16 protein-coding genes and 1 pseudogene are annotated in these 22,299 nt (G+C 40.1%); 5 read left to right on the plus strand and 12 right to left on the minus strand.

Features of this window, described 5'->3' with window-relative positions; genetic code table 11:
• From ACYVFA_RS22515 to ACYVFA_RS22525, 3 genes and pseudogenes are all read left to right on the plus strand, one after another.
• Positions 1–322, plus strand: a pseudogene (locus ACYVFA_RS22515) (hypothetical protein); the annotation flags it as partial.
• 430 nt (positions 323–752) lie between these two features.
• Positions 753–3,113: a TonB-dependent receptor gene (locus ACYVFA_RS22520; protein WP_460474123.1), complete on the plus strand. Its 2,361-nt coding sequence runs from the start codon at positions 753–755 to the stop codon at positions 3,111–3,113.
• A 30-nt stretch (positions 3,114–3,143) separates the two neighbouring features.
• Positions 3,144–4,049, plus strand: a complete 906-nt coding sequence (locus ACYVFA_RS22525) for a DUF4249 domain-containing protein (protein WP_460474124.1) — start codon at positions 3,144–3,146, stop codon at positions 4,047–4,049.
• 212 nt (positions 4,050–4,261) lie between these two features.
• On the opposite strand, the gene ACYVFA_RS22530 is transcribed toward ACYVFA_RS22525, so the two are convergent.
• From ACYVFA_RS22530 to ACYVFA_RS22580, 11 genes are all read right to left on the minus strand, one after another.
• On the minus strand, positions 4,262–4,825 hold the full coding sequence (locus ACYVFA_RS22530) for a LutC/YkgG family protein (RefSeq protein ID WP_460474125.1): 564 nt from the start codon (positions 4,823–4,825) through the stop codon (positions 4,262–4,264).
• Between the two features lie 6 nt (positions 4,826–4,831).
• A complete protein-coding gene (locus tag ACYVFA_RS22535) occupies positions 4,832–6,220 on the minus strand; it encodes a lactate utilization protein B (protein ID WP_460474126.1) in 1,389 nt (462 codons plus the stop codon).
• The gene (locus ACYVFA_RS22540; RefSeq protein WP_460474127.1) at positions 6,217–6,957 is read right to left on the minus strand and encodes a (Fe-S)-binding protein; all 741 of its coding nucleotides are present in this window, start codon (positions 6,955–6,957) and stop codon (positions 6,217–6,219) included. Before ACYVFA_RS22540 ends, ACYVFA_RS22535 begins: the two co-directional genes overlap by 4 nt.
• 115 nt (positions 6,958–7,072) lie before the next feature.
• Positions 7,073–7,945, minus strand: a complete 873-nt coding sequence (locus ACYVFA_RS22545; protein WP_460474128.1) for a 3-keto-disaccharide hydrolase — start codon at positions 7,943–7,945, stop codon at positions 7,073–7,075.
• 111 nt (positions 7,946–8,056) lie between these two features.
• Positions 8,057–9,337 carry a TIM barrel protein gene (locus ACYVFA_RS22550; RefSeq protein ID WP_460474129.1) on the minus strand — a complete coding sequence of 427 codons (1,281 nt, stop codon included), beginning with the start codon at positions 9,335–9,337 and terminating at the stop codon, positions 8,057–8,059.
• Positions 9,338–9,356: 19 nt separating this feature from the next.
• Positions 9,357–10,367, minus strand: a complete 1,011-nt coding sequence (locus ACYVFA_RS22555; protein ID WP_460474130.1) for a GntR family transcriptional regulator — start codon at positions 10,365–10,367, stop codon at positions 9,357–9,359.
• A 252-nt stretch (positions 10,368–10,619) separates the two neighbouring features.
• The gene (locus ACYVFA_RS22560) at positions 10,620–12,701 is read right to left on the minus strand and encodes a bifunctional aldolase/short-chain dehydrogenase (protein ID WP_460474131.1); all 2,082 of its coding nucleotides are present in this window, start codon (positions 12,699–12,701) and stop codon (positions 10,620–10,622) included.
• 298 nt (positions 12,702–12,999) lie between these two features.
• A complete protein-coding gene (locus tag ACYVFA_RS22565) occupies positions 13,000–13,410 on the minus strand; it encodes a LytR/AlgR family response regulator transcription factor (protein ID WP_460474132.1) in 411 nt (136 codons plus the stop codon).
• A gap of 455 nt (positions 13,411–13,865) precedes the next feature.
• On the minus strand, positions 13,866–14,618 hold the full coding sequence (locus ACYVFA_RS22570) for a LytR/AlgR family response regulator transcription factor (protein WP_460474133.1): 753 nt from the start codon (positions 14,616–14,618) through the stop codon (positions 13,866–13,868).
• A 155-nt stretch (positions 14,619–14,773) separates the two neighbouring features.
• Positions 14,774–15,952, minus strand: coding sequence for a sensor histidine kinase (locus ACYVFA_RS22575; protein ID WP_460474134.1), 1,179 nt, complete (start codon positions 15,950–15,952; stop codon positions 14,774–14,776).
• Positions 15,953–16,187: 235 nt separating this feature from the next.
• Positions 16,188–17,951 carry a phospho-sugar mutase gene (locus tag ACYVFA_RS22580; protein WP_460474135.1) on the minus strand — a complete coding sequence of 588 codons (1,764 nt, stop codon included), beginning with the start codon at positions 17,949–17,951 and terminating at the stop codon, positions 16,188–16,190.
• Positions 17,952–18,239: 288 nt separating this feature from the next.
• Here ACYVFA_RS22580 and ACYVFA_RS22585 point away from each other — a divergent pair, with 288 nt between their 5' ends.
• On the plus strand, positions 18,240–18,422 hold the full coding sequence (locus ACYVFA_RS22585; protein ID WP_460474136.1) for a hypothetical protein: 183 nt from the start codon (positions 18,240–18,242) through the stop codon (positions 18,420–18,422).
• 86 nt (positions 18,423–18,508) lie between these two features.
• Positions 18,509–21,454: a S9 family peptidase gene (locus ACYVFA_RS22590; RefSeq protein WP_460474137.1), complete on the plus strand. Its 2,946-nt coding sequence runs from the start codon at positions 18,509–18,511 to the stop codon at positions 21,452–21,454.
• An 80-nt stretch (positions 21,455–21,534) separates the two neighbouring features.
• Here the strand turns inward: ACYVFA_RS22590 and ACYVFA_RS22595 are convergent, their stop codons facing one another.
• Positions 21,535–22,251 (minus strand): SIMPL domain-containing protein, encoded by a 717-nt coding sequence (locus ACYVFA_RS22595; RefSeq protein WP_460474138.1) that lies wholly within the window; start codon positions 22,249–22,251, stop codon positions 21,535–21,537.
• Between the last annotated feature and the right edge of the window lie 48 nt (positions 22,252–22,299).

Genomic DNA, 22,299 nt, shown 5'->3' on the forward strand with positions numbered 1-22,299 from the left:
TTATAAAAGGGCGGTTGGTTATAATTATCAGCAAGTAGTTCTGGAGCCGATACAAGAATCATCTAGTGAAATGACATCAGAAAAGGTAGTCGCTACGGTGACTACCTTTTTGCCAGAAGATATCGATGGTTTCCGGATTACCAAAGTAACTACCAGAGAGGTAATGCCAAGTGTAAGGGCACAGATATTCTGGCTTAAGAATCGTCAGCCTGAATTGTGGCGTGATAAACAGGAGATTAATCACAAGTCTGACAGTAAAAAAGTTTCGACCATCACCATCTTTGAATTACCGAATGATGGGCGAAACGATCCGGAACCCTAAAATAGAGGATTTCATTTTATCGTAATTTATTTAGATAAAATCTTCCATTGGTTTCACCGACTGAAGTCGGTGTCTAAGATAACAAAGGAACAGTTCATGCCAGACTTAAGTCTGGCATTGTAATAATAGACCTTAGACGGTGACCGCACAGCGGACCGTTTCAGTCGCTCTAAAGTTTCTATGAATAAATCCTAAATGCATTATGGGTTAATTTAAATGACACTGCCAGACGATTTCAACGAGCTGCTATTCATCCCATCAATTTTTACGCGTATAGAACTGACGTTCATCATCGAAAAATTCTGCTTTATCAATTAAAACTTTCAGGCATGAGTAAACGTTAATAGTTTTGCAGCCAACTTCCTTTTGTTTTATTATTTCCACATAAAACATTTATTATCAACGGTAATTGCTTGAAAAAATACAATTTATGAAAAGAATACTCCTATTTATTTTGAGTTCGTTTTTGTTTACTCATCTACACGCCCAAGAAAAAGCTACTGTGAGTGGTTATATCAAAGATGCAGCCAACGGCGAGGGCCTGATTGGCGTTTCTGTGTATGTACAAGAGATAAAAACGGGTACTACTACCAATGCTTACGGCTTTTATTCGCTCACGCTTCCCAAAGGCCAGTACAATTTAGTGTTTACGTATGTAGGTTATGAAAAAGTGCTGAAAGCTGTTGATTTGTCAGCTCAGGATCAAAAACTGGATATTGAATTAAAAGATGATTCGAAGGTTTTGCAAGAGGTGGTAGTAACTACCAAAAAAGCAGATGAGAATGTAAAGAGTCTGGAAATGTCGGTCAATAAAGTAGACATCAAGACCATTCAGAAAATGCCTGCCTTATTAGGCGAAGTAGATATTATTAAGAGTATCCAGTATCTGCCAGGTGTTACTTCTGTTGGAGAAGGAACTTCTGGTTTCAATGTTCGTGGTGGTGGAATTGACCAGAACCTTGTATTATTGGATGAAGCGCCTGTTTATAATTCCTCTCACTTATTTGGTTTCTTTTCAGTTTTTAATCCTGATGCCGTAAAAGATGTGAAATTGATTAAGGGAGGTATTCCAGCACAATATGGTGGGCGTGTTTCGTCTATATTAGATGTGCGGATGAAAGAGGGAAATGCCAAGAAACCACAGTTTTCGGGTGGCATTGGTAGTATTTTCTCCCGTTTTACTTATGAACGACCTATCTTTAAAGATAAGGGTTCTTTTATTGTGGCGCTTCGTCGCTCATATATCGACATTCTGGCGAAACCTTTCCTGAAAGACGATTTAAAAGGGTCACGTTTCTATTTCTATGATTTCACAGCGAAAGGCAATGTGCGGATAAATGATAAAAACACGCTCTTTCTGTCTGGTTATTTTGGAAGAGATACTTTCGGAGCGGATTTTGGATTTAATTGGGGAAATGCTACCACCAGTCTACGTTGGAATCACGTATTCAATAATAAATTATTCCTGAACAATACCATTTTCTATAGTAACTACGATTATGCGTTGCAGTCTGATTTAAAAAAGAAGAATACGCAAGACGCCTTCCGTTGGAAATCGAATATTATTACCTATAGTATCAAGCCAGATTTTACCTATTACCCGAATGCCAACAATACCATCACTTTTGGTGGACAATTAACTTATTATACCTTTAATCCGGGACAGGCGGTAGCTATTTCAGGAGGGATTGAAAGAGCTATTGGTTTAGATGATAAATTTGCATCAGAATCAGCTTTGTATATAGGCAATGAGCAGAAAATCAATTCTAAGATTTCCTTACAATATGGTTTGCGTTATTCTCTATATGATTATCTGGGAAAAGGGAATGCCTTGGAATTAGGAGAAGCACCAGCCGAAGGAGAGCGCCGGCCAGTGGTAAACAGTACACCTTTTAACTGGGGGAAATCAATCAAGAAATATGGCAATTTTGAGCCTCGTTTTGCAGCCAATATAGGTTTGGGCGAGAATAATTCCATTAAGCTGAGCTATAATCGCTTAGCTCAATACCTGCATTTATTATCTAATACCACCGCATCCTCTCCATTAGATGTCTGGACACCGAGTAGTAATAACATTAAACCTCAGCTAGCCGATCAGTTTGCCTTAGGTTATTTCCATAATTTTGATGATAATATGTATGAAACCTCGGTTGAGGTTTATTATAAAAAGCTCTATAATCAGATTGATTATATCCGTAATGCAGATTTATTGCTGAATCCGAGTGTGGAGGGAGATTTATTGTTTGGTGATGGCAGAGCCTATGGCGCAGAGTTTTATGCCAAGAAAACCAAAGGTAAATTTAATGGCTGGATAAGCTATACGCTGGCTCGCACCGAAAGAAAAATCGCCGGATTGAATCTGAATCAATGGTTTCCGAGCAGAATTGATAAGACTCATAATATTGCCATTGTTGGTATCTATGATTTGAACAAAACATGGACTTTCTCGACCAACTTTACCTTTAGTACGGGTACTCCGGCTAGCTTCCCGACCAATAAGTTTGTGTGGCAGGATATAGCATTACCACATAATTATTACGACACCCGCAACACCTACCGTATTCCGGCTTCGCACCGTTTGGATATATCAGCTACCCGACAAAACAAACACGCTTTCTTTAAGCGCGGAACGAGTGAATGGGTTTTCTCGATTTATAATGTCTATAATCGTCGTAATCCTTTCTCGGTATTCGTTCGTCAGAATGAAAATGACCAGACCAAGACGGAGGCAGTTCGCTATGCCGTTTTCGGAACAATTATTCCGGCGGTAACCTATAATTTCAAATTCTGACAAATCCGACACTATAACATGATACAAGCAATGAAAAATAGATTTTTAAGTATATTTATTACTCTTTTTGTCTCTGTCTCGCTTTTTTCGTGCGAAGATGTGGTAGATATTAATGTGCAGGAGGGTGTTTCACAATTAGCGGTTGATGCCCTGATTACCAGTAAAGCTGAAAAGCAAACGATCAAACTTACGCTCTCGCAAGCCTATTTTGATAATACTCCTGTAAAACCTGCCCTGGGTGCAACCGTAACCGTATTTGATGAAGACAGCGTGGCGCATGATTTTGTAGACATCAAGAATGATGGCAACTATATCTATGACGGCACAACTAAACCTTTGGCTAAAGTAGGCAAGCAGTATGTACTATATGTTAAATATGCGGGAGAAGAATATGTATCCTTGTCAAAGCTCAATAGAGTACCTAAAATCGACTCGATTAATTATGCAGTAGAGAAGTTTCCGATAAAACCTGATAATGGCCCACAAGAGGGTTTTCAGCCGCAATTCTATGCGCATGATTTTGAAGGAGAAGGCGATTGCTACTGGATAAAATCGGCTAAGAATCATAAATACTTCAATAAATCGACTCAGATTAGTGTGGCCTATGATGCCGGCTTCAGTCCGGGTTCAAAAACAGATGGTTTACTCTTTATTTTGCCAATCCGCCAGTCTTTAGGTGGCGAATTATATTCTGATAAAGATACCCTTACAGTCGATTTATATTCAATTACCAAAGAGCAGTTTTATTATTTGCAGATTGTACAGCAGGTGTCATCAAACGGTGGGCTTTTTGCCACGCCACTGTCTAATTTGCCAACTAATATTCTGAATTATAATTCCCAATCAACGAAGAAGGCGGTAGGTTTCTTTGGGATTATGGCGGTGAGTTCGGCTGAGGCGGTTATTGATAAGGCGAAGGCGAAGCCTAAGGAGTAGCATTTTCGCTGATTTACAGATTCGCCGATTCACCCAATAGAATTGGATGTCTAAGAAAACAACGGATATTTTTTTCATACACGCCCGACTTAAGTCGGGCTTTAAATTAAAAACCTTTGTTTTCTTAGGCGGTGATTGCGATGGCGAACCGTTGCATTCACCGAACACGGGTACAAGCAAATCTGTTTTAATTTTGAACAGAAAGGCATTATTTAATATAAAATTACCATCATACTCCGTGCGCCATGTGCACCAATCACTAATGCTTGCTCAATATCTGCTGTTTTAGAAGGGCCGGCGATAAAGGCGCCGTAATTGCCGATGGTATCCAGTTTTTTATAGGCCTCGTGCATATTGGCTACCAGATTCTTTTTGTCAAGAACCAGAACCAGATGTTGGGTAATAAAAGGTAGGGCGCGGTTAATCATATTCGTTTCCGGTACCCAGATGGCACCGTTTTCGGCTACGCCGATTAAACCATCAATTACTGCCAAATCTACTTGCTCTAATACTTCTTTGGAAGTAGTAGTATCTATGGTAACACTTGCTTTTACGAGTTTTGAAGCCACATTCTTTAAATCAGAATAATGCGTATCAATTACTTGCTGGCAATCGGCTTTGCTTTCTACCTCAACGGCATGGCCACCGATACCTGTTAAAACCGTTTTGAATCGTTCAATGCTGCTGTCTCCTTCAAATACCGGAATCACGGGCATTTCAATCAAAGCAGGTTTATTGGCTTTGACACTGGCTAATATTTTTTCTCTGCTACTCATCGGCTATCAGGACTTTTTGTTTTTACTATACCACTCCTTAAAGCTTTGTTTGGGAGCATCGGGTAATTCTCGTGCAATGGCCCAGGGATTCAGGCTTTTAGCGTGTGTCATACCATGGGGCAAGATACGCAAAGCTTTTCTGGCTAGTTTTCCGCCTATATTATATACTCGCGGCATAGCCAGCATTTTGGCTAAGCCCTTCATTCCCCATTTCTTGGCTGCGGGTAGTTCGTTTTCTTTCGATACCACCTGACGCCATTTATAGAGCTGAACATGAATATCAATCTTCACCGGACATACATCAGAGCAGGAGCCACAAAGCGTGCTGGCAAATGGAAGAGAGCTATATTTATGTAAATCAATATTAGGCGATAAAATAGCCCCAATTGGCCCCGGCACTGTAAAATCATAACTATGCCCACCACTACGGCGGTAGACAGGACACGTATTCATACAAGCTCCGCAACGAATGCATTTCAACGAGTTTCTGAAATCAGGGCGGCCTAATTGTTGGGTACGGCCATTGTCTACTATCACAATATGCATTTCTTTGCCATCAGCTGGCTTCGTAAAATGTGAAGTATAGGTAGTAACGGGCTGCCCGGTAGCACTACGCGCCAGCATTCGAATAAAGACTGACAAATGCTCTACCTTGGGAATGAGTTTTTCCATACCCATACAGGCAATATGTACATTGGCCAGATTGACACCTAAATCAGCATTGCCCTCATTGGTACAGACCACAAAGCTGCCTGTTTCAGCTACTGCAAAGTTTACACCCGTCAGGGCAATATCAGCTTCTACGAATTTTTGTCTGAGATGTTGGCGGGCCGCTTCTGTAAGAGCCTGCGGGTCTTTCTCTCCTTTAGGTGTGCCTAAATGCTCGTGAAAGGTTTCGCCCACGTCTTCCTTTTTAAGGTGGATGGCAGGCATTACAATATGACTAGGGGGCTCGTTTCTGAACTGTACAATGCGCTCGCCTAAATCTGTATCTACTACCTCAACGCCATTTTTTTGTAGAAACGGATTCAGATGGCATTCTTCTGTCAGCATCGACTTACTTTTTACCATCCTGATTGGCCCCGTTTTGCCTTTTATGTGAGGCGCATTCCGGATAATATCCAATACGATTCTGTTATGCTCATCGCCATCAGCTGCCCAGTGTACTGTCACGCCGTTTTTCTTAGCGTTTTCTTCAAACTGAATCAGGTAATTATCCAGATTACTTAGCGTATGGTCTTTGATTTGAGAAGCAAGCAGACGCAATTCCTGAAACTCAGGAATAGGGTAGACCGCTCTATCTCTTTTCTGACGGACAAACCAAAGTGTTTCGTCATGCCAGGTAGTTCTATTAAAATCTTTGGCAAATTTTTCGGCCAGGGCAGGGTGGTTCATGGTTGGCTTCCGTTCAAAATTTCTGCAATGTGCATCACTCTTATCGGCACTTGTTGCCGTTTTACAATTCCTTCCAGGTGCATCAGGCAAGACATATCTCCTCCTGTCAGTACTTTCGTTCCGTGGCGCACATGATCGGAAATTCTATCTTGTCCCATACGGGCCGACACGGCTTCTTCTGTGATACAAAAAGAACCACCGAAGCCACAGCACTCATCATTGCGTTCCAGTTGAGTAATTTCTATGCCTCTCAGTTTTTTGAGTAAGGTCAGAATCTGTCCGCCCTTATCGCCTGTTATTTCAGAGGCATTGGCTTGGCGAAGCCCTCTTTGTCCATGGCAACTTAAATGCAAACCTACTTTATGAGGGAAATCGACAGGTATCTCTTCTACTTTCAATACGTTTTCCAGAAAATCAACCAGTTCATAAACACCTTTACGTACCTTTTGTACGGCAGGTGTCTGGTCGATTATATCGTAGTGTTTGCGCACATGATAGGTACAACTGCCTGAGGGTGTCACGATATAATCATAATCTGCAAAGGTATCTACAAAATGATGATACACTTCTTTAGAGTCCTGTTCACAGCCACTATTCGCCATCGGTTGCCCGCAACAGGTTTGCTGGGTCGGATAAGCTACTTCTACACCCAGTTTTTCCAGCAACTGTAAGGTATTAATCCCTACATTCGGGTAAAACTGATCAACATAACATGGAACAAACAGGGCTACTTTCATGATTTAAAAAGTGATATTCAGAATAACCCCATCCCTAACCCTTCCCCAACAGTGGGGAAGGGGACTTTAACTCCCTCCCCATTGTTGGGGAGGGTTGGGGCGGGGTCTAGTTAATCTATTTCTTTCTTTTCTTCTTATACTCGCAAGTCTTATTGTCCGATTTCACGTAGTAAGACTTATAATTGCTTGCTTTAGGGTCTGTACAACCGCAAAGATTCAATAATTCTACTTTACGGAAATCAACCGGATGGCTTTCGCTTTGGAGTGAGATATAACCTTCACTTAACGATTTGCCTTCTACCATTAGGCTTGGGTCGTGTCCACTGACATTTCCACCACCGGTTTGAGTTTTAGTATATTCCAATACCTTCTCACCATTTATAAAGTGCTGAATCAACGAATCTCCTAAAACTAATACTTCTGCGCGAACCCATTGGTCGCCATTATAAGTTTGTGAGGTAGAGTTAATACAGTGGCGTTTATCAAGTTTATCCTGATAAAATACGTTTGTACCTGGTGTACAAAGGTTACAGGTAGTACGTTTACCTTTATCTAGACCTCCCAACAACTGTACTTCAATTGAGATCGGGAAATCCTGATCTTTGCCCATTGTTTCAGGTGCCTGGCAATGAATCATGATACCGCTATTGCGTGTTGCCCAACCCGGACCATCAGTGGCTTGTTCGCCTACAAAACGATATTCGGTAGCTATTCGGTAATAAGAGTATTTGTCTTTGTAGAAAATATGTCCGAACATCTCGTTGAAGGAAGTGTAGCCATCATAACGCACTTGCATCATTCCATCGGCTACTCTGAAGGTGTTGGCGAAATTATCATTCAAAGCATGGTTTCTGATTTTTGGCTGCCAGCCATCAAGGTTTTTTCCATTAAATAATTGCTTCCATTCTTTCTGGTCTACTGTCTGCAATTGTGAGAAAGCCAGTACTGGGAAACATAATACAATAAAAAGGGTCAGGAGTTTTTTCATCAGATGAATAGTCGGGTGAGTAGATTAAACTGTCCATGCAAAATAACATCAAGTTTTGCAAAGAAAGACAAGACCAGATGATATTTTACATGAAAAATTTAGATATCAATTTTACAGACCTGTAGCTACGCTGAATTTACCTCTTTTCTCCACCAGACCCTCACGTACTTTGGTATGGCGGAAAGTAGCTACCGGGTCAAGCGCGCCACCTACCTGACGGCTCGCTTCTGATACCAAGGCTCTCACATCGGTAAAGAAAATATCTCTTAGCAATTCCTCAGCCTTTACAACATCATTATTTTCTTGTGCATCAGCTAAGGCAACTCTATCTACCAATAAAGCTTTGGCATAGGTAAATAAAATAGCATTAACTGACTGTAATAAGTCTTCGATAGGGTCTTTAGTATTATGACTGGCGTCAATCATCCAGGCTAATGGCGGATTTTTTACATTCGGGTCTTGCATACCATCTACCAGTTCATTGAAAATCAGGAAGAACTGATAAGGTTTGATGCTTCCGGTTGTCAAATCATCATCGCCATACATAGAGCCATTGAAGTGGAAGCCGCCCAGACGTCCGAAGTGCATGAGTCGTCCCACAATTTGCTCGATATTAGTATTTGGTAAATGATGACCTAAATCGACCAATACCTGTGCATTTTTGCCGATTTGCTGGCACAGCGAATAGGAGGTACCCCAATCAGGAATCACCATTGAGTAGAAAAACGGCTCGTAAGGCTTGTATTCAATCAACATGGTCCAGTCAGAAGGCATGGCTTCATAAATAGTCGCCAATGAATCTGCTGTACGTTGGTATGCTTTACGGAAGTGGGACTGACCCGGGAAGTTTGAGCCATCTGCTAACCAGACTGTCAATACTTTTGAGTCCAGTTGCTTGCCGTATTCAACGCATTGAATGTTATGCTCAATAGCCAGATTTCTGCTATCGGCTTGGGTATGAGACAATGAGCCGAATTTATAAGAAAAAGGCTGGTCTTTCTGGTCTTGGAAAGTATTAGAATTAACTGAGTCAATTGTCAGTTGATTCGCTTTCAATAATTGTTTGATGGCAGTGGCATCAGACGGAATATCCCAGGGAATATGTAAAGAGATTGAGTTAGACGAACCGTTTAGTTTGTGAATTAAACCTACATCCTCAATTTTTTCTTCCAGATTGCGAGGCTCGCCACCACTTGGAAAACGTGCGAAGCGTGTACCTCCTGTACCCAAAGCCCAGCTTGGGATAGCTACCTGAAAAGCCTTTATTTTCTCGATGATGCTTTGGGCATCAATACCTTTACGGTCGAGTAGTTCGCTGATATAAGCTAATTTAAACTGATGGTCAGCCTCTAAGGTTTTATTATGGTCTTGAATAATATCAGTAGTGAGCATGTTTGTATAGGTTTTAGGGTTAAAGGCTCTTTCGCCTGATAATATAGAACGGATTTTTTACCTTGATCTGTTTTTTATCCAACAACAAAGCTGCGGCTGTGCGCCCCATTGTTTCAAAGTCGGTGGTAATAACCGTTATTTCAAGTAATTCTTTTAAAGTAGTTTCATTGAAAGAGACGATGCCGATATCCTGCCCTATTTCGTAGTTAGTCTGTCGGGTTTTTTTGATTAACTCGGCAAGGTCTGTTTCTTCTACTACAACATAAGCTGTTTTAGGCTGCGGGATTTCGTCGAAAGCGTTTTCTTTAATGGTATATTCTTTATTAGAATTTATACAGAAAAAGCGAAAACCTTTTACAATTTCTTTGGGATAGTTGCCATCACTCGGAAAAATCAACACCATTCGTTCATACTTTTCGAGCAGATCATTGGCAGACTCTAATGCATCAAAAATATCATTTTCAAAATCCTGATAAACACTCAATACAGGCTTTTGATAGTCGGGTAAATCTTTGTCCAGAATAACTAACTCTTCAGCAGGAATTTTCTCTATTGTTTTTAAGGCTGCGGGCTTTTCAGTTTCAGGAAAAAAATGGGGCATAATTACATAATAATTATATTTGCCTAAGCTTTGATCAATGATTTCGTCGAAAATGCGGGCATTATAATGATGAATCTGCAAATCAACCGAAGCCTTATCGCCTAATCCTCTTAGAAAAGCGTAATAAATTAATTTCTTGTAAGAGCTTAATTTATTGAAAATCAGTAAGATTCTCATTTTATTATGCTCTTTGCCGTTGATATAAAAGCCTTTACCCTGTACTGCCGTAATGAACCCTTGCTCTTTTAATTCCCGATAGGCTTTTTCTACTGTATCACGAGCCAGATAGTACTCCTCGCTCAACTCACTGATAGAGGGCAACTGCTCGTTTTTCTTTAAAACTACCCGATCTATATCCGTAATGATAGACCGCACAATCTGCTTGTACTTGGGTGTCTTGTCATTGGGGTTAAGTTGTAACTTGTACATTTTTTCGAATAATATTAAAGGGCAAAAACCTTTTCAGACTTTCTTCAATTACTACTGCGCAGCGTCACATTGAGCAGTAGTACCTCAAAACAATTTTTCATTGTTTTGAGGTGAAGTGGTTAAAGGTTTCGTAAAGTATTTTTAAACCATTTAACCACCCCCGTCAAAATCCTACTTTATCAGGATTTTGCTTCCCCTCCTTGAAAATGAGGGGACAAGTAAAAAAACTTTTATGTCTAATAGAAGATTCTACTACCTTACAAAAGCCACAGCTACACCACCATCAACATTCAGGATATTTCCGGTTGATTTGGATAGGCTGCCGTCTACAAATACTCTTACGGCTTTGGCAATGTCTTCTGTTAATATTTCTTCGTTCAGCAACGTACGGGCAGCGTACATTTTAGGCAGGTCTTCTACCTTAATGCCATACGCTTTGGCGCGACCTTCTGCCCATTCGCCTTCCCATATTTTGCTACCACGCAATACAGCATCAGGATTAACCGTATTGACACGTATTTTATCTTTACCTAATTCAGCAGCTAATAAGCGGCTCATGTGTGCCTGCGCTGCTTTGGCAGTACCATAACCTACATTGTTTGGCCCTGCAAAGAGTGCGTTTTTACTGGCGATGTTTACAATATCTCCATCCAGGCCTTGTTGGCGCATAATCTTAACAGACTCCTGCGATACCAGGAATTGACCTTTTACTAATACATCTTGCAGAATATTCCAGTCAGCTAGAGTATGGTCTTCCAATGGTTTAGAAATAGATAATCCTGCACAATTGACTACGATATCTACCCCGCCAAATTGTAGCACACCTTGTTTAAGAGCTTCGGCAATTGGCTCTGATTGGGTAACATCAATGCCTACTGTAAGCACCACATCTTTGCCAAATTGTTTGCGTAGTTCTGTTTGAGTTTCTTCCAGACGGTCACGGTCAGCCGCTATGATACATGCACCTTCTCTCAATAATTCTTCACAAATCGCTTTGCCGATACCACCTGTTCCACCTGTAACAAAAGCAATTTTGCCAGATAATGATTTAGGTTTAGGCATTCTTTGTAGTTTGGCTTCTTCCAACAACCAGTATTCAATATTAAAGGCTTCCTGCTCACTCAGACCTACGTATTCAGAGATAGCCTCTGCACCTTTCATTACGTTGATGGCATTGGTGTAAAATTCTGCTGCTACGCGAGCTGTTTGTTTGTCTTTCGCAAAAGAGAACATACCTACACCCGGATATAAGATTACTACAGGATTGGTATCTCTTACGGCAGGGCTATTCGAGTGCTTGCAACGCTCATAATAAGCCACATAATCAGCTCTATAATCTTCAAACTGTTTCTCTATTTCTTCTTTTGTAGTTCCTTTTAAAACCAATGGACGGATTTTAGTGCGTAGGAAGTGGTCTGGGCAGCTAGTGCCTTTTTGCGCCAGTCTTTCCAAATCAGCTGAGTTAACAAATTCCAGCACTCGGGCATCATCAGTGAAATGACCTACCATTCTTCTATAACTTGAGGCCAGACCTCGAAGCGTAGGCATTACCTCAGCAGCGGCAGTTTTTCGATCAGCTTCAGCCTTTGATTCTCTTACCGCACCACCAAAAACAGGGCGTTTTTTGCCATAGTTTTGTTCCAAATATACCGAAGCCATTTCTATGACTTCTAGCGTATTGATATAAGATTCATAAGAAGTGTCGCCCCAGGTAAACAAGCCATGACCACCTAAAATTACCCCTCTTAGATTCGGATTGCTTTTAACAGTTTCTTCCAGCTTCAAGCCCAAGTCAAAACCCGGACGCTGCCAAGGCAACCAGGCAATGGTATCTCCCCAGATTTCTTTCATGATCTGCTCGCCATCTTTGCTGGCAGCAATGGCAATCAAGGCATCAGGGTGTAGGTGATCAATATGTTTGAATGGAAGTAAGCCATGTAGAGGTGTATCAATAGAAGGGGCCGCGCATTTCGGGTCAAACAAGCAATGGTCAAATAAACCTACCATTTCGTCTTCAAAGGCTAAGCCGCGATAACGTTTTTTCAAGGCGTGCAATCTGTCGACGTACAAGTTAGCGCACCCTTTTTTGGTAAGTGTACCAATATCACCACCAGAACCTTTTACCCACATCACTTCAACAGGCTCGCCTGTTAATGGGTCAGTTTCTGTGATTTTACAAGATGTATTTCCACCGGCGTAGTTGGTCAATCTTAAGTCGGCTCCTAAAAGATTAGAGCGATAGATAAATAAATCAACTTCATTATTGGCTAATTCTGCGGCTTTGTTGTCATCCCATAGGTAGCTAACATGTTTGAATGTTAGGGTATTTTCCATGCTTTTATAGAATAATTTGTTACGGTATAATGTGTAAGAGTAGCTTTCAATTGTATCTTTTGACGCGGGAAGACATCCGTGCGGTCGGTATAGAAATATTTATATCTACTCTGGTATCGATACAAAATTCAACAATTTTTTATAAAAATCCTCATGTACTCTCCTGTAAGATGTTGTTTTCGCAGAAAGATTTTAGAGCGTAGAAAAGTTTGACAGGCCTATAAAAAAATAAAGTGCCAGATTAGCCAGCACTCTATTATCGTAACCCAAAAAGTAAAAAATATTCTTGCGAAGGCACTTAGGCCATTCGTATTGTTGTCTTCAGTTTAATTGTAGAAGTAACATTCTGTCCGGTGGTACGTAAGAATCTTCTGTACTTACGACGGAACTCGGCAGCCTTTCTTCTTGAAATAATAATTTTCTCATCATGAATCAGAACCTCACCTCCACGGCAATTGAAATATAAATCCTTTACGTGTTCTAAATTGATGATGTACGAACGGTGTAGTCTTACAAAATTAGTTATCTCGTCAAGCTCTTCTTCAAAGATTCTCAACGTTTTAGAACTAATAATCTCTCTACCATCAGCAAGCTTAAAAATTGTATAATTTTTTGCACTCTTCAAGTATAAGATATCACCGAGCTTAACCATGTTACGCTTGCCAGCAACCCGCATGGACATATTAGCTCCGGTAGCTTGGCTTTCCACATTTTGGACGACCGTAAACCCTTCCGGGCTGAACGGAGTCTTGTAAATCAGCTTATTCATTATAAGGAAAGCTTTAAAATTGTTGAATTTTATAGCAAGTTAATTTCGACGTATAACTATTACAACTACGATTCGGTAAGTGGCAGGATAAATTAGATAAGTGGCAGATAAACTTAAATAATCGAACTTTTTGCGAAGTTAGAAAAGTGATACGAGAAATTACATTTGCATAAATGGGTGTTTTTTTTTGATAATTCCAAGAAAAAATGATTAAACGGATACGTTTAAAAATAGAAAATTTGGAAAGAAATTGCGAAAAAAAAGGTGCAGAAACGGTTGCCTCTGCACCTGAAATAGGTATAAAAAGTATGCCAGATTTTAATTCGTTGTCAATAAAATTAATAATAATTTAGAAACATTTATGCTAATAAAGAAAAGGGCTTGTGCTCCAGAAACTAAATATTACTTAACCACTCAAGAAACTCCGACTTACGACGGCGTGAAACCGGTAACTCTGTACCCTGTTCGGTGGTGATAGTTCCGCCTTCCCCTTTAGTATATCTCTTTATATAATCCCGGTTGACAAGGAAAGAATGGTGAATACGGAAGAAATCGTAATTAGCCAATAGGTCTTCAAAGTCTTTGATGCTCTTAGAGACGGTTATTTTAGTATTATCATTCAGATAAATATGCGTATAATCTTCGTCTGCCTCGCAATAAATGATATTATTAACAGGCACAAACTGAAAACCATTGAGTATAGGAAGAGGTATTTTATTCGTTTTGTCGCGTGGATTACGCAGATTCTGAATCAGATGGTCAAAATTCTGCTGGCTGTTTTTCTTTTCAATACGTTCTTTGGCTTTGGCAATTGCTTGCTTAAGCTCTTCAATATTTATCGGTTTTAACAGATAATCTAAAGCACTGAATTTAATGGCCGTAACGGCATAATGGTCGAATCCGGTAGTAAAAATAACTTCAAATTTCGGGTTGGTGAATTTCTCTAACAGGTCAAAACCGCTGCCGTGAGGCATCTCCACATCTAAAAAAACAATATCGGGCGATTTTTCCTGAATCAGTTGATAAGCCTCTTGTATTGAATTAGCCGTACCAATCACCTCGATTTCTGTAGAACAGAACAGGTAAATAATACTGCTTAAGGTTTCAACACTTCGATTTTCGTCATCAACTATAATAGCCTTATACATAAAAAGGATTTGTTTACAAGTTTACTCTACTGTCAATAAGATTGGCACCAGCCATAGCAACCATGCCAATAGCCACACAAATTTTTATTACTACTATTTTATATGTATAGGGAGAGGGATATTTACTCGGTACAAAAGAAAAGAAACATTCCAAATTAACCAAATTTTGGAAATTTAATTTCAATTGTAGTGCCAATATCGACTCCCGGTTCATAAGGCGGTTTTAAACGGTCTTCAACAAGAAAATGGATGTCTGCATCATTAATCAAATTAAAGGTTTGCAGGCGCTCTTCCGTAATTTTCAGACCCTGTGATTTGTAGCCCTTCCTTGATTTTGACTGAATCTGTTTGGCCTTTTCACGGCCTACACCATCGTCTTCTATTCTGCATACCAGGTATTTTCCCTGAGTAAAAAAACTCATGTATAAATTCCCCTTGGTTTCTTTATACCGCAAGCCATGATTAATCGCATTTTCGATAAAAGGCTGTAAAATCATGGTCGGAATTTCAACAAAACGATTTACATCAGAGGCCACGTTGAGATGAAACTCAAATTTATTCTCAAAACGTAACATCTCTATTTCAATGTACAGGCTCAATAGCTTTATCTCATCGGCAATGGTAATATATTTACTACGCGACGAATCGAGAAAGAGCCTAATCAGATTGGCGAATTTTGATAAATAATTATTGGCAGAAATGGTATCACGGTTCAGGATAAAACTTTGTACGGCATTTAGTGCATTAAATACAAAGTGCGGGTTCATCTGTAACTGCAAGGTACGTAATTCAAGTTCTGTCACCTGGCGGTGGTGTCTCTGTTCTTCATCCGACCAGAATTTCAGGAAACGCTCGCGACCATAAAACAGACCAAACAAGGTAATAAAACACGAACCCCAGAACCACCAAGAGCGCCACCAGGGATACTCTATTTTAAACTCAACAATGGCGGGCTGGCTTTCTTTCTTTGTTGCATCCAGCGCTACCAGTTCAAAGTGATATACCGCAGGTTTTAGGCTATCAACTTTTACCGTTGTTTTAGGTGTATAAAACCAGGCTGAAGGTTTAGCCCCTTCAAAACTATTTTCAATAATACGATACTTATAGCTTAGATTAGGTTGTAAAGGAGTGGCTGAAAATTCAAATTCCAGTACGTTATTATCATAATCAACATGATAATTTTCCTGTGGAGGCATATCACGACCAGCAATTTCGATACGGGCAATTTTTGCTTTGAAGTTGTTTATTTTTTGTGGAGTATCTGTCTTTTGACTATAAGTAGTAGTATTGACGAATAAACCTATCAAAACAATTATTAAAAGTGGCTTTGGCATCAGCGAAATTAGTAGATTAAAATAGGTTAACCTTGTGATGTAAAAATACATTTTAAAATGAAAGTCTGAAAGCAGTACCTACTATTTGTTAATCGTTTACCCTCTTGACGTAGCAATTTATGTACCAATTGACCTGAATGGAGATAAAGAAGTAGAGAAATAAATCAAAGAGTGTACTTATAAAAGAAAAACGTCCGGTTTATTAATAAACCGGACGTCCTGTGCTCTTTCTCAGTTACACCAGATTCAGTTCTGCCTGAATGGTTTTTACTTTTTCTTTTAAAGAGGCTAATGTGGCATCAAATTCGTCTTTCTTTTTCAATTTGGCTCTTACCCCTACATAGAATTTGATTTTAGGCTCAGTTCCTGATGGGCGACAGGTAAACTTGGTGCCATCGGCCGTGAAGAATTGCAATACATTTGATGATTCAATTCCCATCTTGCCTGATGGAATATCCTTGGTTTCGCCCGTTTTCAAGTCGGTAGTTGTCAAAGCCTTATAATCATCCATGCGGATAACTTTTGAACCTGCCAGACTCTTCGGCGGCTTCGCTCTGAAATCAACCATCATCTGTTGGATTTCTTCTGCTCCGGTTTTGCCTTTTTTGGTCAACGAAATCAAGCCTTCATAATAGAAACCGTTTTTCTGATACATTTCTGCTAAGAAATCGAACAAGCTAATGCCCTGATCTTTGGCAAAGGCTGTCAATTCAGCAATCATAGCACAACTGGCAATGGCATCTTTATCACGCACTTTATCACCAATCAGGTAGCCATAACTTTCTTCACCACCACCGATAAAGGTTTGCTGACCTTCCAATTCACGGATAACCTGTGCAATATATTTGAAGCCTGTCAGAGTATTATAGCAATTTACTCCTGCTTTAGCTGCCATTTCATCAATCAAATCTGTGGTAACAATGGTTTTGGCTACAAACTCTTTACCTGTCAGTTTTTTAGCTTTTTTCCACGCTTTCAACAAATAATAAATAATCAAACTTGCCGCCTGATTCCCATTTAATAACTGCCATTCGCCTTTCGGATCTTTTACTGCCATACCCACACGGTCGGCATCAGGGTCGGTAGCAATTACTAAATCTGCATTGGTTGCCTGTGCTTTTTTCAATGCCAGACTCATCGCTTCCTGTTCTTCAGGGTTTGGATAAACCACAGTCGGGAAGTTTCCATCTGGTGTTGCCTGTTCTTCCACAATATTCACATTGGTAAAGCCTAATTGTGCCAATGCTTTTGGCACCATCGTGATTCCTGTACCATGAATAGAAGAGAAAACAATGTTCAGGTCAGACTGGCGCTTAATCATGCGCGGATTCACCGAAATGCTTTTTACTGCTTTCAGATAAGCCTTATCCAGCACTTCACCAATCATTTTGATGCGTTTCTTTACACCTTTAAACTTGATGTCTTTTACATTCGTAATCGCATTTACTTCTGCTACAATGTTTTTATCGTGTGGCGCTACAACTTGTGAGCCATCTACCCAATACACCTTATAACCATTATATTCTCTCGGATTATGTGAAGCCGTGATAACGATACCGCTCTGGCAGCCCAACTGACGCACCGTAAATGACAGTTGTGGCGTAGGGCGAAGTTCTTTATACAAATAAACTGTAATGCCATTGGCTGAAAGAATATCGGCTGCTACACGTGCAAATTCTGGTGAAAAATTACGGCTATCGTGTGCAATGGCTACTTTTATCTCCTGATCCGGAAACGCTTTGTTCAGATAATTTGCTAAACCTTGCGTAGCCGCGCCAACGGTATATTTGTTCATACGGTTAGACCCTACACCAATTTCGCCACGCATACCGCCTGTTCCGAACTCCAGATTTTTGTAGAAAGAATCTGTCAATTGCGTAGCATTATTATCAGCAATAAGTTTCTGAATAGCAGTTTTGGTTTCTTCATCATACCTGCCTTTCAGCCAGGTTTTGATATTCTTTTCTGCCGTTGTATCTAGTTTAAGATTTTGTAGCATGACTATCCGAATGAGTTTAATTGAAAAAGTTTTGGGCAAATTAAAACAAGTTTTTGATGTTTTTCAAGAATGATTTAGATTTTACTAATATTTCTTTAAATCATGCTTTATGAATGCACAAGAATAAAAAATTAATGGCTTATAGCGTCTTTTTTTCTGTAAAAAAGGAGCGGGCGCCAAGAACTATACAATAGTATGATTTTACCAGAAACCTTCCTGATTACTTTCAAAACACAATTCTAAGTCGGAAATTTAGGGGATGCTTAGTCGGGATATAAAATTACTGAAATGGAAGAATGGAAAAAGTGGTATCCGGGTTTTTGGGGATTTGTTAGAAGAGACAAAGAACCAGCCACAGAAACGGCATCAGAAAAGGTAGACGCTACGGTGACTACCTTTTTGCCAGAGGATAGTGCGATGGTTTCCGGATACCAAGATTCAGACAATCTGGCTCAACAACCGTCAGCCTGAGCTTTGGTGGCATTAGTCTATTCAGTTTTTCTGTTTTAAAAATTTGTTATAATTTTATAAACTCATAACAATACCTCTCTTACTCAATGAAAAAATACTTCATCACCTATTTACTACTCTGCTCGCTTGCAGCACTGGCGCAAGATAAACCTAAACCCCCGCTTACCTGGAAAGACGTTGGTGCATGGAAGGCGATTCCGGCCTTTAATGGTACTCAACTCTCGTCTGATGGTGCCTGGTTTGCCTATGTATTAAACCCTAATGAAGGAGATGCAGAACTGATTCTCAGAAAAACGGGCGATACTACCAAAATTAAATATCCGCTTGGCTCAAGCACTTCTTTTTCGATGAACTTCTCTGATGATGCCAAATGGTTTGCTTTCAAGGTTTATCCGAAAGATAAAGATAAAAAAGCGGCTGCCAAACCGGGTGGCAAACCTGTAACTGACAAAGTATTTCTGATTAATCTGACAAACAAAAAGAAAACCGAATTCGAAAGAGTAAGGTCTTTTGCTTTCAATGGCGAAAAATCTTCGGTATTAGCTTTGCAATTGACTCCTGCTAATGCCCCAGGTGGCCCCAATGCAGATGGCCCTAAAGGTTCGGATTTACTATTATATGACTTAGCTGGTGGTAAAACGCAGAACATCGGGAATATTTCAGAATATTCATTTAACAAACAAGGCGATTGGCTGGCATTGACAGTAGATGCCGCTGAAAAAGCGGGTAATGGCTTATGGCTGCGCAATATGAATACCAACGTAGTGATGATTCTGGATAATGATAAGGCCGCCTACAAATCATTGAACTGGACAGAAAAAGGTGATGGCTTAGCTTTGCTGAAAGGCATAAAAGATGATAAGTATAAAACCGAATTGAATAGTGTAATAGGGGTAAAGAATTTTAGCGCCGTGCCTGAATTGAGTATCTATGAGCCTAAAAAAGACTCTGTGGCTTTCCCGAAAGGTATGACGATTAGTGCAAACAGAACGCCTTACTGGTCTGAAGACTTAGGCCGTTTATTCTTTGGAATCACTAAAACGGAATTGACAAAGAAAGAAACGCCAAAAGCCGATGCTAAAAAAGACTCTACGAAAAAGGAAACAGATGCTGAAAAATTAGCTAAAATAAAGGCTGATACCAGCATTAAAACGATTGAAGATTTAACCAAAGCTATTGCGAAAGTAAAAACTGACTCAACGAAGAAAGTAGCGGCTGCGCCAGATACGGATAAAGAAAAACCTGATATGACCATCTGGCATTGGCAGGATAAACGCTTACAGTCTCGTCAGCAAGTGCAGGAAACACAGGATAAGAATTTCAGCTTTATTGCGAATTATGATGTAAGCAGCAAGAAATTCTTGCGATTGGCTGATAGTAGTCTTAAAAATCTGAACATCGCGCCGAAACAATTGTATGGCGTAGGGCAGGATATTACCAATTATGAATTGGATAATAACCTTGACGGGCAAAACTACACCGATGTATATGTGGTTGACCTGAAAACTGGAAAGCGCACGAAAGTGATAGAGAAACATTATGTGCCGAATTTCTATTCTAATCCAAGTGCATCGCCTGATGGAACTAAGTTCTTATACTGGAAAGATGGTAACTGGATGGTGTATGATTTAAATGGGCAGTCTTCGCGCAATATTTCTGATAAAGCAGGCACTTCATTCATTGACGTAGAAGACGACCATAATGTGCGTAAACCTCCTTATGATGTAGTAGGCTGGACAAGCGACAGTCGCTCAGTGCTTGTAGGCGATGGCTGGGACATCTGGCAATTATCAGCGGATGGTTCTGCTACACCAAAGAATCTGACGAAGAATGGAAAAGCGGAACAACTCCGTTACCAGAACCGATATGTACTTGACCCCGAAGAAAAAGGTATTGATTTAGCCAAAACACAATACTTTAAAACTTATGGCGAATGGACGAAGAAGAGTGGTTTTGTAGCTTTGGAAAACGGACATATAAAAGGTTTGCTTTGGGAAGATACTTCTTTAGGTGGCCTGACTAAAGCAAAAAAGGCTGATGCGTATGTATATACCCGCCAGACTTTCCAAACCTCGCCTGATTATTACCTGACCAATTCAGCCAACCTTGAAAATGGGCAGAAGCTTACGCAGAATACGCCATCGTTAGAAAAATACGCCTGGTCTCCATCAGTGAGATTGATTGATTATAAAAGTGATAAGGGTGATAAACTACAAGGTGCATTATTCCTGCCGGCTGGTTATGAAGCTGGTAAAAAATACCCGACTATCATTTATTATTACGAAAAACTCTCTCAGACCATCAACAATTTTGCGAACCCATCTTACCCTGGTGGTGGCTGGAATCCGAGTGTATATACTTCAAATGGGTATGCGGTATTTATTCCGGACATTGTGTATAAACTGAATGACCCGGGTATGTCGGCTGTATGGTGTGTGATTCCGGGTGTAAAAGCGGCCATTAAAACAGGCATTATCGATGAAACCAAAATGGGTATTCATGGGCATAGCTGGGGTGGTTATCAGACCAGCTTCCTGATTACGCAAACCAATATGTTCAAAGCCGCTGCCGCAGGAGCTCCTTTGACAGATATGATTTCGATGTATAATCTGATTTATAAAAACAGTGGTTCGTCAAATGGCGCTATCTTCGAAGCCTCACAGGGACGTTTATTACCACCGTGGGAAAACTGGGAAGCTTATAACCGTAACTCACCCTTGTATCATGTAAAGAAAGTAAATACACCGCTATTGTTATTGCATAATGATGCGGACGGGGCTGTAGACTTTACCCAAGGCATTGAGTACTATAATGCACTTCGCCGTCTGAAAAAGCCTGTGGTATTAATCCAATACAAAGGAGAAAATCATGGTCTGGTAAAATTGCCTAACCGTAAGGATTATGCGGTTCGTATGATGGAATTCTTTGATTACCATCTGAAAGGCAAACCAGCCCCGGATTGGTTAGAAAAAGGTATCGACCGATTGACTTTAGATGAGCATCTGGATAAGCGTGTGATGGGAGTGGAATAGTAGATATTGTGTATCACGATTTTTCAAATCGTCTTTTCATTTTTTTAACGATTTGAAAAATCGTGATACATTAAAAAAGATTACTTGATCTTAAAAGCCGCTTTCATTTTATAGCTTAGCTTTATTTTCTGATATTCCAGACTGCTGTCTTCCATCGGAGCAGCATCGCCACTGGCTTTCATCATCCGCATATTAGCCATCATCGGTTGCGGGGTGTAGAACTGGTCGTCTAGTTCCTCAATCAGCAGCACATCACCTACTTTTTCGTTGATAGATTCCAAAAGATAAGTGGCTTTTTCTTTGGCTGCCTTTAAAGCATTAATCTTGATCTCTTTTCTGAATTCTTTGATTTGCGAATGGTCTACATGATCGATATTCACAAATTCAATCCCTTTATCATCCACTTCATCCAGAATCACGTCGGTTTTATAGAGATTATTCATTTTCAGAAGATAGCGTTTGCTTTCCAGAAAATTCTGAGGTTTTTTCTTGCCTGTCCAGTTTCTATAACCCGTTATGGCTTTGATAGTCAGGTTATCTCTAGGAAATCCGGCTTTGATTACGGCAGCAATCAATTGTTTCTCCAGTACATCAATCGTAACCTTATCTTTCTGATTTTTCTCGTCTTTAAAATATTCTTTGAGCGAAATCGAAAAATAGATTTCATCAGGAACAATCTCCATTTCTGCCGAGCCTGTTACCTCAATTTTCTTGATGGGGTCTTTTGCCATATTGTCTTGTGCGTGAGTAGTAAATGTGTAGCCTAATAAGAGAAAGGCCAGGAATAATCTGTTCATTGTGTCTCAATTTTACGTTTAGAAATAAAAGTCATGTTTCGGAAGCAT

The organism is Emticicia fontis (genome assembly GCF_054779675.1).

What these genes read in the sequence shown, in the direction of transcription:
- ACYVFA_RS22595 (WP_460474138.1), bottom strand. Translation starts at nt 22,251, where the DNA reads ATGAACAGATTATTCCTGGCCTTTCTCTTATTAGGCTACACATTTACT.
- ACYVFA_RS22585 (WP_460474136.1), top strand. Translation starts at nt 18,240, where the DNA reads ATGGAAGAATGGAAAAAGTGGTATCCGGGTTTTTGGGGATTTGTTAGA.
- ACYVFA_RS22545 (WP_460474128.1), bottom strand. Translation starts at nt 7,945, where the DNA reads ATGAAAAAACTCCTGACCCTTTTTATTGTATTATGTTTCCCAGTACTG.
- ACYVFA_RS22570 (WP_460474133.1), bottom strand. Translation starts at nt 14,618, where the DNA reads ATGTATAAGGCTATTATAGTTGATGACGAAAATCGAAGTGTTGAAACC.
- ACYVFA_RS22575 (WP_460474134.1), bottom strand. Translation starts at nt 15,952, where the DNA reads ATGCCAAAGCCACTTTTAATAATTGTTTTGATAGGTTTATTCGTCAAT.
- ACYVFA_RS22535 (WP_460474126.1), bottom strand. Translation starts at nt 6,220, where the DNA reads ATGAACCACCCTGCCCTGGCCGAAAAATTTGCCAAAGATTTTAATAGA.
- ACYVFA_RS22520 (WP_460474123.1), top strand. Translation starts at nt 753, where the DNA reads ATGAAAAGAATACTCCTATTTATTTTGAGTTCGTTTTTGTTTACTCAT.
- ACYVFA_RS22590 (WP_460474137.1), top strand. Translation starts at nt 18,509, where the DNA reads ATGAAAAAATACTTCATCACCTATTTACTACTCTGCTCGCTTGCAGCA.
- ACYVFA_RS22550 (WP_460474129.1), bottom strand. Translation starts at nt 9,337, where the DNA reads ATGCTCACTACTGATATTATTCAAGACCATAATAAAACCTTAGAGGCT.
- ACYVFA_RS22525 (WP_460474124.1), top strand. Translation starts at nt 3,144, where the DNA reads ATGAAAAATAGATTTTTAAGTATATTTATTACTCTTTTTGTCTCTGTC.
- ACYVFA_RS22580 (WP_460474135.1), bottom strand. Translation starts at nt 17,951, where the DNA reads ATGCTACAAAATCTTAAACTAGATACAACGGCAGAAAAGAATATCAAA.
- ACYVFA_RS22560 (WP_460474131.1), bottom strand. Translation starts at nt 12,701, where the DNA reads ATGGAAAATACCCTAACATTCAAACATGTTAGCTACCTATGGGATGAC.
- ACYVFA_RS22530 (WP_460474125.1), bottom strand. Translation starts at nt 4,825, where the DNA reads ATGAGTAGCAGAGAAAAAATATTAGCCAGTGTCAAAGCCAATAAACCT.
- ACYVFA_RS22555 (WP_460474130.1), bottom strand. Translation starts at nt 10,367, where the DNA reads ATGTACAAGTTACAACTTAACCCCAATGACAAGACACCCAAGTACAAG.
- ACYVFA_RS22540 (WP_460474127.1), bottom strand. Translation starts at nt 6,957, where the DNA reads ATGAAAGTAGCCCTGTTTGTTCCATGTTATGTTGATCAGTTTTACCCG.